We start from the raw sequence: 17,187 nt of genomic DNA, 5'->3' as shown, positions 1-17,187 counted from the left end.
TTGGCATGACAAAGAGAAAAATGTTTCGAAGCGATAGTCGCCTTCCAGTGACTTCACAGACGCCAGTAACTCGGCCTCTTCCTTTGGCGGGTGTCCACCCATGTGAAGCAGTGCGAGCACGAGCGAGGTGAATTCGTGCCCCAATGGCAGGCCAGCAAAATGCGTTTCTGCTGTGCCATCTGCGCGGCGGATTGCAAAAGATGGCGTCCGGTCTGCGTGGCCGTCATAGCGCGCCGACAACAGGTCCGATTGCGCAGCCACAGTTTCCACCAGCGTGCGCATTTCCGCTGATTTTGGGCTGTCGTCCAAAGTCGCGACGAGCTCAACGGGCGTGCGCAGATTTGCCAAATAGTTTTTTAGCTGGGCAGTTGTAGCAGCATCAAGCATGGGGAGAGCCTCTTTCAAGCATACGGGATCACGCCGCGCGAAGACGCGTGTGGGTTTCTTCGAACATCGAAAAAGTGGTTGCCGCGCCAAAAACGCGGCAACCCGTATTTGGTTTAAATCTTGCCGACGAGGTCGATCGAAGGGGCAAGCGTCTCGCCGCCTTCTTCCCACTTCGCAGGGCAGACTTGGCCTGGATGCTCACGCACATAGATGGCTGCCTTGATCTTGCGGACAAGTTCAATCGCGTTACGGCCAACACCTTCACAGGTGATTTCCATGACCTGAATGACGCCGTCTGGATCGACAACGAAAGTGGCACGGTCTGCAAGGCCTTGGCCTTCCCGCAATACGCCAAAGTTGTTGCTGATCACATGGTTTTGGTCGCCGAGCATATGGTAATTGATTTTGCCAATTGCTGGCGAGCTGTCATGCCACGCTTTATGGCTGAAATGCGTGTCGGTTGATACTGAATACACTTCAACGCCCATGGCCTGCAGGTCGGTATACTGATCGGCAAGGTCTTCCAACTCGGTTGGGCAGACAAAGGTAAAATCAGCAGGATAGAAGAAGAATATGCCCCATTTGCCTTTTACGTCGGTATCCGACACTTCGACAAACTTGCCTGCTTTGTAAGACTGCGCTGTGAACGGCTTAATGCTTGTTCCAATGATACCCATATGAATAATCCTTAAAGTGTAGAGAAGTTGATTTGACTGTCATGCTTCGACACGATTTTCAGCACTTAGTCCAGCAACGGTTTTTACAATGACTAATCGTTTTTGTCGATAAGAGGGTTCTTTTAACAACTGCGGGTGTTGTCGCTTAACTAACTTATAAATATCGCTTTAGCATACCATTAACGTCGACTCGGGCCTTTAGACGGCTGGCCAATAAGAATATGCCGCCAAGCTTACGCTGCACGAATAAGGTGTCCGAAGGCGGAATATGCCAGTTGGGCCGATCGGCAGCGATGGCCATTCCTTCGTCGCGTATGTCCGTTACAAAATCGGTTCGGCTAAAATCAAACGGGCCTGGTAACTGGATCATCGCAATCGCAGTCCCGATGAGCTTGTCGATCTCATATTTGTTTTGCTGGACAGTTTGCCCATTCATGAACCCGATATCGAGCACTGCTGCCAGCACGCCTTGCTGGTCACCCTCCAAGCCCTTGTTCAACAAGGTTCGATATTGGGTAACAACGGTCTCTGGCAATGCCCGCGTTGCTCCGAAATCCAGCAGCACAACCTGGCGTGACTTCTCATCATAGCGATAGTTCGCGAAATTGGGGTCCGTCTGCATCAGTCGGAACTCGAATAATTCACGCAACACCAGTTCAATCAGAAGCGTCATGATCCGGTCCCGCTCCGCCTGAGGTGCGGTGATCATCGATTCGATTGGCACACTTTCAATGAAGGACATTGCCAGCACATTCTTACCACTCAGAGGCGCATAGAAGGCAGGCACGGCATATTTAGCATCATCCGCCAATAAGTCGCCAAACCGCTGCAGATAATCACCCTCGCACGCATAGTCGGCTTCTTCATGGAGTTGCCGCTTCGCCTCCGTCAGCAAGTTTGTGATGTCTAGGGTCTTTGGCAGCACAGTTGAAAGTCGTAACAATGTGGCGACATTGTCGACATCGCTATCAATACTGCGGCGCACACCGGGATATTGAACTTTGATTGCGACGTCCTGATTATCGCGCGTCAGGGCGCGGTGCACTTGACCAATTGAGGCAGCTGCAATCGGCTTATCATCAAAGCGGATGAATTGTCTGCGCCAGTCCTTACCCCAATGCCGCGTCAGGACCATGCCTAGCTGTCCCGGGGGCATATGTTGGGCATCTGCGCGAAGCCTTGCAAAAATGTCTGTCAATTCAGGCGGCAGAAAATCGCCTGTGTCCATCGACACGAGCTGCCCAAGCTTCATAGCCGCGCCCCGCATTTGACCCAATTGCAGAGTTACACGCAAAGCATTCGCGGGCGTCATTAACAGTTCGCTGACGCTTGGCTTGCGGCCACTGACGAGTTGCTTGGCGCCATCCAGCAACATGCTACCAGCGATACCCGTCGCCATGTTGCCAAAACGCGCGATACGGGAAAGCCGTCCGCTCGGGACACGCAGTCCCTTGGACGCAAACTGATCAGAGGACATGAGATTGGTTGCTCTAGAGAGGAATAGGAAACCTAGATGAGGTGTCGAACGTATTTCGGCAAGTGAATGTGGCTGAACAATTTACAAGCAAGGTCTGTTAAATTTTGGTTGCGGATAGAAAAGTGACTTGTGGGCGCGAAGCATCCGGTGCACCTAGGCTTAGTCGGTATGATGCAAGCCAAGGAGGAATTGGCATGACAAAGCAATCGTTGAAAAGCATCGTACTCATTCTGGCAGCAGGCGTATCGGCATGCGGCGGTGGAAGTGGTTCCGGAGGCGGAACGGTTGTCGTGCCACCAACAAGTTCAACGCCGCCGCCTTCACCGCCATCATCGACCAGCTGCAGCTTGGTCAATCGGCAGAATTTTGCTGCATCCGTTCTGAACGAATGGTATCTTTTTCCTGAAACTCTGCCGTCGACTTTGAGCCCCGCAGCCTACACTTCGGTACAGGCCTATATCGACGCGTTGACCGCTACAGCTCGCGGGCAGGGTCGCGACCGATACTTCACCTATGTCACTTCAATTCAGGAAGAAGAAGCCTATTACGCCTCGGGTGCCACGGCAGGCTTTGGAGTACGATTTGCTTATCAAGGCAGCCGCATTTTCGTAATTGAGGCGTTTGAAGGGGCACCTGCGCTTGCAGCAGGTATCGACCGTGGAACAGAAATTCTGGCGATTGGAACGAATGCGTCAAACTTGGTCCCCGTGGCTGACATATTGGCGGCACAAGGTTCCGCGGGTATCTCAAGCGCCTTGGGTCCAAACACGGCTGGCACAAGCCGAGTTTTGCGTATCAGCGACGCATCGGGTGCACGCAACGTCACCGTTGCCAAGGCAGATTATAACATTGACCCGCTATCATCGCGTTATGGGGTGAAAGTGATTGATAATGGCGGCGGACAGCGTGTTGGGTATATCAATATGCGTACATTCATTTCGACCGCTGACAATCAGTTGCGCACCGCTTTTGCGGATTTCCGCGCGCAGGGGATCACGAACTTTGTCATCGACTTCCGCTATAATGGTGGTGGATTGGTCTCTACGGCTGAGGTCATGGGCGACTTGCTTGCTGGCAACCGCTTTAGCAGCGATATATTCTCTGTGACCCGCTACCGCGCCTCAAAGGCGTCAAACAATCAAACCAAGAGGTTTGCACCACAAACACAATCGGTCTCGCCGGTCAAAATTGCGTTTATCGCCACCGGCGCCACCGCGTCTGCCAGCGAGTTGGTGATGGCCAGCTTCGTTCCGTATCTTGGGGTCAATGCGGCGCTGATCGGCAGTAACAGCTATGGCAAGCCCGTTGGTCAGATCGCCCTAGACCTAACCGCCTGTGACGATCGCATTCGCGTAATTGCTTTTGCCAAAGAAAACGCGGCGGGGCAGGGCGACTATTATTCTGGGCTCGCCGGCACGATGCGGACCACCTGCGCGGCGGCAGACGACATCACACGGCCGCTGGGCGACCCGCAGGAGGCATCGCTGCGCACTGCGTTGGACTTCATTGCCGGTCGCAGCTGTACGGCCATTGCGGTCGGCCAGAGCGCGCAAAGCACCTCCACGCGCACCGACCGACGCGTCCTGCCCGTGCCCGAAAATGCCAACACAGCGCAACGTGAAGTGCCTGGCTCATTTTAGCAGGGGATCAGCCTAAAGCAGGCAGATGGGTGCAGGCAGAAACCTTTTAACTTGACGAATGGCGAAGCTTTCCCATCGACAAGTGTCGCGTGCAATGTCACGGCTTTATTTTGGAATGAAGGTGTGACAACACCCTCAGCCAAACAAAGGCTGAAATGCTATGGTTCGGGTCGCTGCCTAAGATGCGTTTGGGGCGTGCAGAATTTACCATGCAAGCGCTCTGTTTTTTTAGTGACGTCGTTTTCCTGTATTGATGATACTAGTCTGCCCAAGCAGAAATCCGGCTAAGGGCCGTCATTTTCTCCGAATTTTTTGTTGAACCAGTTGACAAATTTTAACTCACGCCATTTTGACATGCGCTCAGGTCTGCGCTGTTTTCCAGTCTCGCTTGATTTTTTTGGCAAGGCTCCATTTATGAACTTCAGTTGGCCCATCATATATCCGGAAAGCTCGGATTTCCCGAAAGACCTGTTCGACAATGGTCTGGTCAGTAACGCCTGAGCCGCCCATCACTTGTACGCAGCGATCCGCGATTCGCATCAAAGCTTCTGACACGGCAACTTTGGTCATCGAGCTTTCAACCGTTCCAAGGGAACCTGAATCCAATACCGAAGCACACCAATCAATCATCAACTCGGCCTGTTTCAAATCGATCATGTTTTCTGCGAGCATGAAGCCAACGCCTTCGTGCTCGATCAAATTTTTTCCGAACGCCTCGCGTCGATTGGCGTAATCGGTCGCAATTTCATGCGCTCGCTCGCAGCATCCGTGCCAGCGCATGCAGTGTGAGAGCCTGGCAGGGGAAAGGCGCAGTTGGGCATATTTAAACCCCTCGCCTGCAAGTCCAAGCATTTGGTCGGCCGGAACGCGAAGATTGTCGATGAGGACTGTTGCATGTCCGCCTGGCATTGAGCTGTCGATGGTGTTTGGAACATTTTCAATCCGGATGGCTGGATCAGGAAGGTCAACGAGGAACATGCATGCACCTTCCTCCGCCTTTGCCATGATGATGCCAACACGGGCCCCATCGGCACCCGTGATAAAAGCCTTTCGGCCGTTAATGACCCAATGATTACCGTCAAGTCGGCAGGTCGTCTTCATCATGGATGGATCTGAACCAGCACCGCCTTCCGATGCCGGCTCTGTCATAAAAAAGGCCGAGCGGGCCGCGCCCTCCACGAGCGGTTTTAGAAAACGTTCCTTGATTTCCGGGCTGCCGACATGACTTAGCAGATACATGTTACCCTCGTCGGGCGCCATTGTGTTCACGGCAAGCGGGCCGAGCGGCGAGAGACCTGATTTTTGAAGCACAAAAGCTGTTTCAAGCTGCGTCAGATGGGATCCATCGGGAAGAATATGCGGCGTAAGGACACGGGCGTCACGTGCTTTGCTGCGCATTTCCATGACCATTTCATCAAGCGGTGCTCCGTGATGGTCTCGCCGCGAGTCTTTCTCGTAGGGAATTATGACTTCTCGGACAAAACGCTCGACGTCAGCACCTATTTCTAAAGCACGCTCAGAAACTTGGGTTTTTATTTCACGCATGCTTAGAAACTCCGCTTCATCCAATGTTGTTGTTGCCAAATTCGATATATCATTTAGATGAAAATCAGCAAGAAAAATGGTCCAATCAGGATATTCAGGAGATTCATAATGCTGCCCAGCAAATTGCTAATCAACGGTGCTCTCGTGGAAGGTGCGCTGAAACTGGAGGTTATCAATCCCGCCACAGGCAAGCCATTCGCAACCATTGAACGGGCAGATGCAGAACAGCTGGAAGAAGCTATAGCAGCGGCCAAGGCAGCAGCGCCGGGCTGGGCCGCATTAAGTTGCGCCGCACGGGGCGAGTATCTGGCAAAGCTGGCCGATGCGATCGAAGCTAATAAGGATGAATTTGCCAAGCTGCTGACGACTGAGCAGGGTAAGCCGCTCAAGCAAGCAATGGGTGAGGTAATCGGTGGTATTTATCAGCTTCGCCATTATGCGGCTCAGCGGATCGAGCCTGTCATACTTCGCGAAACTGACGCGATCCGTATCATCGAACACCGGACGCCACTTGGTGTCGTCGCAGCAATCACGCCGTGGAATTTTCCGTTCATGATGGTGACACAAAAAATGGGTCCAGCATTAATTGCAGGAAATACGGTTGTCGCAAAACCCGCGCCGACAACGCCTATGTGTGCGTTGAAGATTGCGGAGCTGGCAGCTGATATTTTCCCCTCTGGTGTCGTAAACGTAATCGTCGACAACAACGACCTTGGTGCAGCATTATCCAGCCATCCAGACGTCGCAAAGGTCAGTTTTACGGGTTCAACAGGAACTGGGCGGAAGATTTTTGCGGCAGGCGCTGATGATCTAAAGCGGATTACGCTTGAACTTGGTGGTAACGACGCTGCGATTGTGCTTGATGATGTGGACCCAAAGGCAGTTGCCTCGAAGCTGTTTAATGGTGCCATGGTCAATGCAGGGCAGGTTTGCCTCGCCATTAAGCGGGTCTACGCCCATGCTTCGATCTATGACGAGATATGTACGGAACTGGCACTATTGGCTGAAAGTGCGGTTGTCGATGACGGCCTGAACCAAGGCGCACAAATCGGTCCAGTGCAAAACAAAATGCAATATGACAAATTATGCGGTTTTCTAGAAGATGCGGCGGCCAATGGCACAATTTTGGCTGGTGGCAAGCCGCTGGATCGGCAAGGTTATTTCATCGCGCCTACTATTGTTAGGGATATTGCCGATGACGCAAGATTGGTTCGTGAGGAGCAGTTCGGACCGGTTCTGCCAGTCATGAAATATGATGATATCGATGACGCCATCGCACGGGCCAACGACAATGAATATGGTTTGGGTGGGACAATCTGGGCCGGAAATGTTGATCGTGGCGTCGAAGTCGCCATGAAAATCGACTCCGGAACGGTTTGGGTGAATAAGCATCTCGATCTGCCGTTTGACATTCCTTTTGGCGGTTCAAAGCAGTCCGGTATTGGCCGTGAAGGCGGTGATGAAGGGCTATTTGCTTATACGCAACCACATGTCGTGAACATTGCCAAGGCGGCCATTTGATAGAGTGAGAGCTTCTTTGGAGATGCTGTTACGATTTTGCTGATGCCTGACCAAACGACCCAGACAATCCTTGAAGAGATAGCAAGCGCGCTTGCTATTTCGGAAAGCTCTGTTGGCAAAGTCCGGTTTTTGGAAGCGGGTCGTTTGGCTTCATGCTTTCCAGTAACTCCATTGGCAGCCGCGTCTATTGCAGCGGCTGGTCTGGCGATATCTGATCTCGTTGCTGAACTTGGTTCCGCGCCATTGGTTTGCGTTGATCCCCGATTGGCTTCATTGTGGTTTGGCTTTTCTATTCACCCCCAAGGATGGGAATTAGCGGCTTCCTGGGATGATCTTGCTGGTGACTATCGGACAAGTGATGGCTGGATCAAGCTGCATACCAATGCCCCGCATCACAAAGCTGCGGCTTTGAACGTTCTGGGTTGCGCCGCGAATAAGGCGGCTGTGGTCGATGCTGTGCTGTATCGAAACGGAACCGAGCTTGAAGAGGCAATAGCAGCTGCTGGAGGGTGTGCGGCAACCTTGCGGTCGGAAAGCGAATGGTTAGTGCATCCGCAAGGGCGCGCTATTGCAGCCGAACCTCTAGTTATCTGGAATGGCAGAAGCAATTTGCCTATGCGGGAATGGCGACCGTCTCCGGCTCGTCCGTTGGCTGGATTACGCGTACTGGATATGACGCGCGTGTTAGCTGGGCCAGTCGCCACGCGTTTTCTTGCCGCCTATGGCGCGCAGGTCTTACGGATCGATCCGCCAGAATGGGATGAACCCGGGGTCATTCCAGAGGTGACGTTGGGCAAAAGCTGTGCGCGGCTTGATTTAAAGCAACCGGAGGGACGACGCACCTTTGAATATCTTTTATCGCAAGCCGACATATTCGTGCACGGTCTTCGTGGCGATGCTTTGGAAAGGCTTGGTCTGGATGCAGATGTGCTACAAGCTATCCGGCCTGGATTAATTGACATCTCCTTAAATGCATATGGTCATGGTGGACCTTGGGCCTCCAGACGGGGGTTTGACAGCCTTGTGCAGTTTTCATCAGGCATCGCCCATGACGGTATGTTATCGCATAGTGTTTCTAAGCCATGGTCTCTGCCGGTTCAGGCGCTCGACCAAGCAACAGGCTATCTGATGGCGGCGGCAGCCATTTGTTCGGTGCTTGCCAGGTTTCGTGGCGAGCCTCTCACACAGGCGAGGTTGTCACTCGCCCGGACTGCACGCCTTCTTCAGCAGCATAAGGATGGCCTAACGGGTACGGACATTCGTGCTGTTAATGAAGGCGACCTTGCGCAAGCAACGGAACAAACGCATTGGGGGCACGCGCGAAGACTCAAAGCACCTCTATCAATCGACGGATGCGAAATGTTTTGGGACCGTCCGGCAGCCGCCCTTGGTTCGGCGCCGGCGCAATGGCGGTAGCGGCGCTTGCAAACCACCGCATTTATAGATATCACCTAGTTATACGATTAACTTAGGAGATGACTAATGGCCAGTAAGGCAGACGATATCAAGCAGAGCGAAGAGTGGCAGAAGGCTGTCTCCTACGAGATCCGTGACGAAGATATTGAGCGCCAGAAGCAGCTTATCGGCTTTGAAGAGCCAGGCAAAATGGCGCAATATGTCCAGACGGTTAGCCATGATTCCATCCGTAACTGGTCCTATGGCTGCGGTGATGACAATCCGTTGTTCACGGACCCTAATTATGCAAAGAGGACGCGTTGGGGCGATGTGATCGCACCGGGCATGATGATTGGCCAGGTTGGCAAGCCGCTTCTGGGTGATCCGACCCCTGACGAAATTCGTGCCCTGAAAAAGAGCCTGTTTCGCGGCATCCATGTATTCGTATCGGGTGCTGATTGGGAATTTTACCGCGCGGTCTATCCCGGCGATACGATTTACACTTTCTCGGGCGAGGAAAGCTGCGAGGTAAAGCAGTCTGAATTCGCTGGTCGTTCCGTTATCAACGTTCGCCGCCACGTGAACATGAACCAGCGCGGCGATGTTGTGTCGGTTTACCGCGTGCTCAGTGTTCTGACCGAGCGCAAGACTGCCGCGAAAAAGGGCAAATACTCCGCGATCGAACCTAAGGTTTGGACCGATGAAGAGTTCCAGGCGATTGAAGAGGTCTATGCTGCTGAAACGGTTCAAGGTCCGAACAAGCGTTGGGCCGAAGATGTTGCGGTTGGATCGGCGCTTGGTATGCAAGCCAAGGGTCCATTGACGGTAACGGACGTCGTCTGCTTCCATGCCGGTGGCTACGGCTTTGTGCCTTATGCGCCAACGGTCGGTCGCCGTGCACATAAGAACCGCAAGCGCATCGCGCCATTTTATGTGAAGAACGAATATGGCGTGCCAGACGTTGCGCAACGTCTGCACTGGGATCCGGTTTGGGCGCAGGCCATCGGCAACCCAATGGCGTATGATTATGGGGTAATGCGTGAAAATTATCTCTGGAGCTATCTCAATGATTGGGCTGGCGATGATGCGATCATTACCAATGTCCACGATGAAATCCGCAAGTTTAACTATATGGGCGATGTCCAAATGGTGACAGGTGAAGTTGTTGCAAGGCGCACCGAGCATGGCAATGAACTGGTAGATGTCGTTGTACGGTTCACCAACCAACGCGGCGAAGAGAGCATAAAGTCAACCGCGACAATTGCTTTGCCAAGCAAGGCGCGTCCACTGCCGCTTTATCCGCCGGTACCAGAAGCGCTCTCTGAAAAGGCGATACAGATGATGGCGCGTCACCGCGAACTTGGCGGGGATTGATTAGGTGGTGGTCACACTAATGCTGTCAAATTATGAATAAAAATAAAAAAGACGTCGGCGTTGCCGGCGTCTTTTTTGTTGGCGAACGCTGCAAGCCCGAACAAAGCAACAAATAGGCTGCCTTAAGCAGCCCAGAGCGGAGTGAGTGATATGGAAAATAGGTTCCTTGGCAAAAGTGGTCTCGAGGTATCGGTTTTCGGCTTTGGCTGTATGACCTTTTCCGATGGAACGGGCCGCTTCGGCGCAACCGGATCGACAAATGGTGTGGACGCTGCGCGACAGATTGATCTTTGCATTGAACACGGCGTCAATTTCTTTGACACCGCAGACGTCTATGCCGCTGGCCGTTCGGAAGAAATACTGGGCGAGGCACTGGGCAAGAAGCGAAAGCGGGTTGTTGTCGCGACAAAGGCATTCCACCGCATGGGGAAAGGCCCACATGACACCGGTTTGTCGCGGCGTCACCTTATCGATGCCTGTGATGCTTCCTTACGCCGTTTGGGAACCGACTGGATCGATCTGTATCAGGTTCATAATTTTGACTCGCTAATTCCGCAGGAAGAGACGCTGCGTGCATTGGATGATCTCGTCCGTGCGGGGAAAATTCGCTACATCGGTTGTTCAAATCATGCCGGCTGGCAACTTGCTAAGGCGTTGGGAATCTCCAAAGAAGAGCATCTTGCCCATTATATTGGGCAACAAATACAATATTCCCTTGTTTCGCGCGTAGCTGAAGAGGAATTGCTGCCCTGCGGTGTCGATATGGGCGTGGGTGCGATTATCTGGAGCCCACTGGCGCAAGGCTTTTTGTCAGGTAAGTTTCGTGGCGAAACTGCCGGGAATACGCGGTTGGAGCAAATGAACGCGTTGAAAGGCTATGACAATCAACGTTGCCAGGATGTGCTCTCAGTGATTGATATAATTGTGGAGGCCCGAGGCTCCAATGTCACGCACAGTCAAGTTGCGTTGAATTGGGTAAAGGCGCGGCTCGGCGTAACCTCCATTTTGCTCGGGGCGCGGACTGATGTGCAGCTTCTTGACAATCTTGGCGCGGCCAATTGGTCATTATCCCAAGAAGAAATTGATACGCTCGATCAGGCCAGCCAAATTGCGTTACGCTACCCGGTATCAGCACAACAAAATTACGGGGCTGAACGTAACCCGCCTGTGTTCAAACGTTTCGGTTGATCGATTGTGGTGGGAAAGTAGAAGCTTTTATCCGACTGATTTTATCAATCTGATGGGAGCAGCGTATTCATGCCTAGTTCTAAACCGGGGTGCGCTAAAGCAAAAGCGGGAGGCAGAAACATCTGCCCCCCCACTTAGTTTCTAACCGAGGCTAGTTATTCGCCAGCATATCCATCATCAAGGAACGCCTCGAGCGCGCGGTGGAAATTCAGAACAGCGACTTCCTGTTTTGGATTAGGGCGCGCGCCCTTGAAACCGATGGACTTCATGCCTTTTTGTATTTCTGCGACGTTTGCGAAGTCTTGCGTCAGAATGAGGCCCCAGAAATCCTTGTCTGCAAGTTCCTGGCTCCATTCCTGCTCAACTGGAGGCTCCTGCCCCTCGGGGTATCGTTGCAGGGAATAGACGTCGAATACACACTTGTCAGGGTTATTGCCGAAGGGGCGGGCGCGATAGCCAAGCAGACCAGTCGGTCCCATCAGCATGATCTGGTTGGGAAACAGATGCCAATCGACCCCGGCCGCCTGCATTTGCTCTGGCGTGATGTCTGGCCATTTCAGCCCAAGCGAGATGGCATGTTCATAGATAAACTGCCCGAACTTCATCAGCACTTCCATGTGTGACGATCCCGGAGTAACCTCCTGCATAACCCGGCGTGCCGCATGGACTGTCTGAACAGCAGAGCCGGCGTTGAGGGTCGCAGCCATGTCTTCCATATAGTCGCGGACGCCAGGACGGATATCCTCAGTTGGTTTACCGCCAGTCAGGCGCGCTGACCTCGACCCCATAGGCATCGACTCCCAATATCCGAAGTGTGCGTGGCGTCCATGCGCATAACTTTGCGTCCAATCATCCATGTATCGCAGCATCTGATTGTGCGTCGTCTGCACATGATAGCCTTCATTAAAGGCTTCGATGATCACTTTCCAGTTGCAATCAAGGATTGTCGATTTGCGCCAGTGATACCGTAAGCCGCCGAGATCGAAGGGATCAAGATAGGCCTTGGCGGGGGCCAGATGTTCATCAAGACTGATCGAATTTGGGTCCATGTTAATGTATACCCAGCCGCCCCACTGACCGAGCTTGACGGGCGTCAGGTTCAGGCTCTCGTCTGTCAGGTCTTCTGGAGCCCATTCGTACCGGTCTATAACTTTTGCGTCGGTGCCGTCGATTTTCCAGTTCCAGCCGTGATATTTGCAGAAAAGCCGTGCTGCATGGCCGCAGCCTTCGGTCAGCGTCCTTCCACGATGTGGGCAGACATTGTGAAAGGCCTTGATTTCGTTCGGTGCGGATCGGATGACGATGATCGACTGATCGACAATATCGTAAGTATAGAAATCGCCAACATTCGGGATTTCTTCCTCGCGGCAGGCCATCTGCCAGACTTTTTTCCAAAGACCTTCAGCTTCGCGTTCGGCAAAATCCGCGCTGATGTAGTTTTTGGCTGAAATAATCGCGTTCGGGCCTGTCCAGTCATGCACGTCTGGTGTTTTAGTATTACTCATCAAACTCTCCTATTTACGAGGGCGCCCTAGTCAACGCCGTTGAGCTATTTGCCTGTCTGATATCAATGCGGCGGACGGACTACCGAGGCGCGGTCACCGTCATACGCTATGATGACCTCTGATCCGGCTTTATGGAACTCGGTGATCGCTGGCCCGTTCAGTTTCTGTCCCATCGTATTGCGGACATAAGTGTCCGGGTCGATGGACAACGTGTGTAGCCCGCTGGCGTCGCGGACAGTTACGTGATTTTCGCTGATGTCTTCGACAGTACCCACAATAGGGCATTTATCGCCCACGGCCATGACCCGGTGATCCATCGACAGTCGAAAGCGGTCCGAGTGGTTGGTAACGCCGGTGTGGGGGGTCCACAGATTCATTAATAGCACATCGCCTGCCTGATAAGTTGTCCGACGCCAACGGTCAGCCGGAATATCCTCAAGCCGGATGGAACCGTTCGATCCATTCTCCGTTTTCGGGTGATAGCTCTCCCGACCCGACGCCATGCCTTCAGCTAGCATCAGTCCGCCTGTTTCGGAATCAATCTCCGCGAGCGGAATCCAGCAAATTCGGAAAGGAATACCCGGGCTGTATGGCCCGTCTTGATGGATGCCATCGATACGCGACTTGCTGCGGTCTTGCTGGGGCGGGGTGGCACGATATTCTACGACGGGAACCCAGAACGGATCGTCCTGGAAAAGTCTCGTGAAAAAGTCATTGATCGGCTTTTCAGTGACAAATGCTGGCCACGGCCGTTTTGCTGCAATGGGGTCCATGCGGAAAGGGTAATGTTCGAGGCTGCCACCGTTATAGCAAACGCTCTTTTCTGTCGATGCGCTGCCGACCGGATCGATGACTTTTTGCGTTTCCAGCTCGTCTATCCAATTTTGGCGAAGGCGTCCGACAGCGTCCTTGTCCAGCACATCGCGGAAAAACCAGTAACCGTCCTGTTCCCAGGCAGCATCCAGCGCAGCTTTGTCGCCGATAAGGTGGTTATGGGTTTTCAGCTCCTGCGTCGCTGGAAATTCTATGGATGGCGTTTCCTTCAATTGTGTAGCCATGTTCTATCCCCTCTCCGTTGTAATGAATCGCTTAGCTAAGTGCTTCGCTCAGACTTCGTTTGGCGGTTGATTCGATCTCAATTATCTACCTTTATAAACCGGCTTGCGTCCTTCGCGAAGGGCTGCGCGTGCTTCTGCATAATCATCTGTCTTGAATAGCGCCGTTTGCGCCAGCAGTTCTTGTGTCAGTCCGTTGCGTACGGCACCAGCATGGCCTTGATCAATCATTGTCTTTGCCATCGCAAGGGCAATTGGCGGTTTGGCTGCTAAATTAATCGCCATCTCCAGCGCTTTTTCATCGACATCTTGTGGTTCATACACGAAATCTATTGCACCCCAATCAAGGGCGGTTTTGGCGTCTATGCTCTGGCCCGTCATAACCATATATTTGGCCCGTGACGGCCCAATCAGGTTGCTTAGATATTGGGTGCCTCCTGTATCTGGTAGCAGGCCATAATTTATTTCAGGTAGCGCCATTTTCAAGTCGCTGGCCCCGACGCGAATATCTGCCACTAGCGCCATTTCACAACCTCCGCCGATTGCCGCACCTTTGACGGAAGCAATGACGGGCTTGGGGCAGTCAAGAATTGCAATTCTTGTCTGCTGGTGACGCCTGACGAAGTGATAGTCGCTTTCACCGTCCACCCTATGCCCAAGCACTGAGGTGTCGCGGCCGGAGCAGAATGACTTGCCTGCGCCGCGCAAAAGAATGGTGCGCACGTGGCTGTCTTGGATAGCCTTTTGAAGACATTCGCTCAACAATGCGCCCGTTTCATCGTTTATGGCATTGTGGCGCTCCGGCCTATTGATGGTGATTATGCCCACAGCGGACGCAATCTCGAAAAGGACTAGTGGGGCCATTCTTGTTCTTCTCCCGCGTGCAAATATCATAATGCCTTAAAATGACCTTGAAAGGTATTAAGTAGTTATATAATTGCTCCAGCCATTGAGTCTATAGCCGGATATCTTCGGTGAAAGAAAAATGGTTTTTTCGGTAGAGCGCCGGATGAGGGGCCACTCCAACAGAATAGAGGATGTCAAATGGCACTAAAGACACGAATTACCGATATGCTTGGGATAGAGCATCCTATTGTACAAGGTGGGATGCAATGGGTTGGCGTGGCCGAGATGGCTAGTGCGGTATCGAATGCAGGAGGGCTTGGCCTGTTGACTGGCTTGACGCAGCCTACACCTCAGGCGCTTTCGGCGGAAATTGAACGCTGTCGTTCGATGACGGATAAACCTTTTGGTGTTAATCTGACCGTCCTGCCAACGCTTAATCCACCTGATTATAGAGGGTACACCCAGGCCGTTATCGATAGTGGTATTAAGATCGTTGAAACTGCCGGTACGCCTGCCATTCGGGAATTCTGGGAGATGATGCAGCCGCATGGCATTACCATCCTCCATAAATGCACGGCTGTCCGCCACGCCCTTTCCGCCGAACGGGCCGGTGTAGACATTGTGTCGATCGACGGGTTCGAATGTGCCGGACACCCTGGAGAAGACGACATCCCTGGGCTGATCCTGATCCCTGCAGCGGCAGACAAGCTAAAAATCCCGATGCTTGCGAGTGGTGGTTTCGGTGACGGACGCGGGCTTGCTGCTGCGCTTGCGCTCGGCGCTGATGGCGTGAATATGGGAACTCGTTTTACAGCCACGGTCGAGGCCCCGATCCACCAAAGTTTCAAGGATGCAATGGTTGCCGCCGACGAACGGGGAACCGACCTCATTTTTCGTTCGTATCGCAACACAGCTCGTGTCGCGAAGAATGAGATTTCGCAGCAGGTCGTGGCGGCAGAACGCGAAGGCAAGCCATTCGAAGCTGTCGCCGACCTCGTCAAAGGCGTGCGCGGACGTGAAGGCCTTGCAAGCGGAGATACAAATCATGGGGTCTGGTCAGCAGGGATGGTTCAGGGCCTAATCCATGATATTCCGACCTGTGCTGATCTATTGTCCCGTATGGTAGCTGACGCAGAATACATTATCCGCAAACGCCTAACCGGTATGCTGACCGATTAAAATTGAAAGGCCCATTTATGGCTGAAGCATTTATTATCGACGCATGCCGTACACCACGCGGCGGCGGCAAACCCGGCAAAGGGGCGCTGTCCCATTTACACCCACAGCATTTGGCGGCAACCGTATTGGCAGCTCTGCGGGATCGAAATGGCCTTGATACCGCGACGGTCGACGACATTATTTGGTCGACTTCTACGCAAGAGGGCAAACAAGGCGGTGATTTAGGCCGCATGTCTGCGCTTGCTGCTGGATATGATGTAAAAGCCTCGGGCACGACACTTGATCGCTTTTGTGGCGGCGGCATTACCGCGGTTAATTTGGCCGCAGGTTCGGTTTTGTCAGGAATGGAAGATTGTATCATCGCTGGCGGCACGGAAATGATGAGCTATCAGCAAATTCTGGCTGCAGAACGGTCTGCGGCCAACATGGCGCCGCGGTTCATGGGCGCAGGAAATGATGCGCTGGATGCATTGCATCCACAATCCAATCAGGGCGTTTGTGCAGATGCCATTGCTGCGCGTGAAGGAATTGACCGGGCTTCGCTGGATGCGCTTGCGCTGGAAAGCCAGCGCCGAGCCGACGTAGCGATCCGTGAAGGCCGTTTTAACAAATCGCTCGTGCCTGTCTTAAACGAAGATGGAAGTGTGGCGCTGGATCGCGAAGAATTCCCTCGACCCGAAACCACCGCTGAAGGACTTGCATTGCTTAAGCCGTCCTTTCAGGCTTTGGCTGACTTTGATCTTGGCAATGGCAGGACTTGGCGCAACCAGATAAAGCGCGTCTACCCTGACCTAGAATGGGAAGGTGTGCATCATCCAGGCAACAGCTCTGGTGTGGTTGACGGAGCCGCTGCTGTTTTAATCGCGTCTGCGGCATATATAGAAAAGCACAATCTTAAACCGCGCGCGCGGATCGTTGCGTATTCCAACCTTGGCGATTGCCCGACTTTAATGCTGAACGCACCAGTTCCGGGTGCGCGCAAGGTTTTGGCCAAGGCCGGACTGACTGTGGCCGATATTGACCTTTGGGAAATCAATGAGGCCTTTGCGGTTGTGGCGGAGAAATTCATCCGTGACCTCGGGCTTGACCGGACAAAAGTGAATGTCAACGGCGGCGCGATGGCGCTTGGGCACCCGATTGGCGCGACGGGTGCTATGTTGGTTGGAACAGTTTTGGATGAGCTGGAACGCACGGGCGGGCGGTATGGGCTTGTTACCATGTGTGCCGGTGGCGGAATGGCGCCTGCAATCATTATTGAACGTATATGAGACAAGGATGAGCACATGAAGATCATCGTCCCCGTTAAGCGGGTCATCGATTATAACGTAAAACCGCGGGTTAAGCCCGATGGTTCGGGCGTGGATTTGGCGAACGTCAAAATGAGCATGAACCCGTTTG

General features: G+C 53.1%; 13 protein-coding genes and 2 pseudogenes. 8 read left to right on the top strand and 7 right to left on the bottom strand.

Translation table 11 applies throughout. The features are described 5' to 3' along the window. From ACIQ2T_RS05935 to ACIQ2T_RS05925, 3 genes and pseudogenes are all read right to left on the bottom strand, one after another. Positions 1 to 387, bottom strand: a pseudogene (locus tag ACIQ2T_RS05935) (alkyl hydroperoxide reductase subunit F); the annotation flags it as partial. A 113-nt stretch (positions 388 to 500) separates the two neighbouring features. Next, complete coding sequence (ahpC, locus tag ACIQ2T_RS05930) at positions 501 to 1,064, bottom strand: alkyl hydroperoxide reductase subunit C (protein ID WP_397590010.1); 564 nt, start codon at positions 1,062 to 1,064, stop codon at positions 501 to 503. A gap of 154 nt (positions 1,065 to 1,218) precedes the next feature. Then, positions 1,219 to 2,541, bottom strand: a complete 1,323-nt coding sequence (locus tag ACIQ2T_RS05925; RefSeq protein WP_397590009.1) for an ABC1 kinase family protein — start codon at positions 2,539 to 2,541, stop codon at positions 1,219 to 1,221. Positions 2,542 to 2,735: 194 nt separating this feature from the next. Here ACIQ2T_RS05925 and ACIQ2T_RS05920 point away from each other — a divergent pair, with 194 nt between their 5' ends. Continuing rightward, positions 2,736 to 4,181, top strand: a complete 1,446-nt coding sequence (locus ACIQ2T_RS05920) for a S41 family peptidase (protein WP_397590008.1) — start codon at positions 2,736 to 2,738, stop codon at positions 4,179 to 4,181. 360 nt (positions 4,182 to 4,541) lie between these two features. Here ACIQ2T_RS05920 and ACIQ2T_RS05915 read toward each other — a convergent pair whose 3' ends face one another. Then, complete coding sequence (locus tag ACIQ2T_RS05915; RefSeq protein WP_397590007.1) at positions 4,542 to 5,726, bottom strand: acyl-CoA dehydrogenase family protein; 1,185 nt, start codon at positions 5,724 to 5,726, stop codon at positions 4,542 to 4,544. Between the two features lie 108 nt (positions 5,727 to 5,834). Between ACIQ2T_RS05915 and ACIQ2T_RS05910 the strand changes: the two genes are divergently transcribed. The 4 genes from ACIQ2T_RS05910 (at position 5,835) to ACIQ2T_RS05895 (ending at position 11,204) form a co-directional block, all read left to right on the top strand. Beyond that, positions 5,835 to 7,247: an aldehyde dehydrogenase family protein gene (locus tag ACIQ2T_RS05910; protein ID WP_397590006.1), complete on the top strand. Its 1,413-nt coding sequence runs from the start codon at positions 5,835 to 5,837 to the stop codon at positions 7,245 to 7,247. A 42-nt stretch (positions 7,248 to 7,289) separates the two neighbouring features. Continuing rightward, positions 7,290 to 8,663 carry a CoA transferase gene (locus ACIQ2T_RS05905; RefSeq protein ID WP_397590005.1) on the top strand — a complete coding sequence of 458 codons (1,374 nt, stop codon included), beginning with the start codon at positions 7,290 to 7,292 and terminating at the stop codon, positions 8,661 to 8,663. Positions 8,664 to 8,729: 66 nt separating this feature from the next. After that, entirely contained in the window at positions 8,730 to 10,016 is a 1,287-nt protein-coding gene (locus tag ACIQ2T_RS05900; RefSeq protein ID WP_397590004.1) for a MaoC family dehydratase N-terminal domain-containing protein, read from the top strand. 150 nt (positions 10,017 to 10,166) lie between these two features. Then, positions 10,167 to 11,204 (top strand): aldo/keto reductase, encoded by a 1,038-nt coding sequence (locus ACIQ2T_RS05895; RefSeq protein ID WP_397590003.1) that lies wholly within the window; start codon positions 10,167 to 10,169, stop codon positions 11,202 to 11,204. A 155-nt stretch (positions 11,205 to 11,359) separates the two neighbouring features. On the opposite strand, the gene ACIQ2T_RS05890 is transcribed toward ACIQ2T_RS05895, so the two are convergent. The 3 genes from ACIQ2T_RS05890 to ACIQ2T_RS05880 all read right to left on the bottom strand — a co-directional run bounded on the left by ACIQ2T_RS05890 (position 11,360) and on the right by ACIQ2T_RS05880 (position 14,550). Beyond that, positions 11,360 to 12,709, bottom strand: coding sequence for an SRPBCC family protein (locus ACIQ2T_RS05890; protein ID WP_397590002.1), 1,350 nt, complete (start codon positions 12,707 to 12,709; stop codon positions 11,360 to 11,362). A gap of 62 nt (positions 12,710 to 12,771) precedes the next feature. Beyond that, the gene (locus ACIQ2T_RS05885; protein WP_397590001.1) at positions 12,772 to 13,767 is read right to left on the bottom strand and encodes a phytanoyl-CoA dioxygenase family protein; all 996 of its coding nucleotides are present in this window, start codon (positions 13,765 to 13,767) and stop codon (positions 12,772 to 12,774) included. An 81-nt stretch (positions 13,768 to 13,848) separates the two neighbouring features. Then, positions 13,849 to 14,550: an enoyl-CoA hydratase/isomerase family protein gene (locus tag ACIQ2T_RS05880; protein WP_397590011.1), complete on the bottom strand. Its 702-nt coding sequence runs from the start codon at positions 14,548 to 14,550 to the stop codon at positions 13,849 to 13,851. Positions 14,551 to 14,808: 258 nt separating this feature from the next. Here ACIQ2T_RS05880 and ACIQ2T_RS05875 point away from each other — a divergent pair, with 258 nt between their 5' ends. From ACIQ2T_RS05875 to ACIQ2T_RS05865, 3 genes and pseudogenes are all read left to right on the top strand, one after another. Next, positions 14,809 to 15,789 carry an NAD(P)H-dependent flavin oxidoreductase gene (locus ACIQ2T_RS05875; protein WP_397590000.1) on the top strand — a complete coding sequence of 327 codons (981 nt, stop codon included), beginning with the start codon at positions 14,809 to 14,811 and terminating at the stop codon, positions 15,787 to 15,789. Positions 15,790 to 15,806: 17 nt separating this feature from the next. Further along, the gene (locus tag ACIQ2T_RS05870) at positions 15,807 to 17,057 is read left to right on the top strand and encodes an acetyl-CoA C-acetyltransferase (protein ID WP_397589999.1); all 1,251 of its coding nucleotides are present in this window, start codon (positions 15,807 to 15,809) and stop codon (positions 17,055 to 17,057) included. 15 nt (positions 17,058 to 17,072) lie between these two features. Then, a pseudogene (locus ACIQ2T_RS05865) lies at positions 17,073 to 17,187 on the top strand (electron transfer flavoprotein subunit beta/FixA family protein); the annotation flags it as partial.

This window comes from Sphingorhabdus sp. (genome assembly GCF_044357595.1).
Classification (GTDB): Bacteria; Pseudomonadota; Alphaproteobacteria; order Sphingomonadales; family Sphingomonadaceae; genus Sphingorhabdus_B.
Note: the sequence above shows the minus strand (reverse complement) of the source record. Positions and strands in the feature narration are given on the sequence as shown.

What these genes read in the sequence shown, in the direction of transcription:
- ahpC (WP_397590010.1), bottom strand. Translation starts at nt 1,064, where the DNA reads ATGGGTATCATTGGAACAAGCATTAAGCCGTTCACAGCGCAGTCTTAC.
- ACIQ2T_RS05925 (WP_397590009.1), bottom strand. Translation starts at nt 2,541, where the DNA reads ATGTCCTCTGATCAGTTTGCGTCCAAGGGACTGCGTGTCCCGAGCGGA.
- ACIQ2T_RS05920 (WP_397590008.1), top strand. Translation starts at nt 2,736, where the DNA reads ATGACAAAGCAATCGTTGAAAAGCATCGTACTCATTCTGGCAGCAGGC.
- ACIQ2T_RS05915 (WP_397590007.1), bottom strand. Translation starts at nt 5,726, where the DNA reads ATGCGTGAAATAAAAACCCAAGTTTCTGAGCGTGCTTTAGAAATAGGT.
- ACIQ2T_RS05910 (WP_397590006.1), top strand. Translation starts at nt 5,835, where the DNA reads ATGCTGCCCAGCAAATTGCTAATCAACGGTGCTCTCGTGGAAGGTGCG.
- ACIQ2T_RS05905 (WP_397590005.1), top strand. Translation starts at nt 7,290, where the DNA reads ATGCCTGACCAAACGACCCAGACAATCCTTGAAGAGATAGCAAGCGCG.
- ACIQ2T_RS05900 (WP_397590004.1), top strand. Translation starts at nt 8,730, where the DNA reads ATGGCCAGTAAGGCAGACGATATCAAGCAGAGCGAAGAGTGGCAGAAG.
- ACIQ2T_RS05895 (WP_397590003.1), top strand. Translation starts at nt 10,167, where the DNA reads ATGGAAAATAGGTTCCTTGGCAAAAGTGGTCTCGAGGTATCGGTTTTC.
- ACIQ2T_RS05890 (WP_397590002.1), bottom strand. Translation starts at nt 12,709, where the DNA reads ATGAGTAATACTAAAACACCAGACGTGCATGACTGGACAGGCCCGAAC.
- ACIQ2T_RS05885 (WP_397590001.1), bottom strand. Translation starts at nt 13,767, where the DNA reads ATGGCTACACAATTGAAGGAAACGCCATCCATAGAATTTCCAGCGACG.
- ACIQ2T_RS05875 (WP_397590000.1), top strand. Translation starts at nt 14,809, where the DNA reads ATGGCACTAAAGACACGAATTACCGATATGCTTGGGATAGAGCATCCT.
- ACIQ2T_RS05870 (WP_397589999.1), top strand. Translation starts at nt 15,807, where the DNA reads ATGGCTGAAGCATTTATTATCGACGCATGCCGTACACCACGCGGCGGC.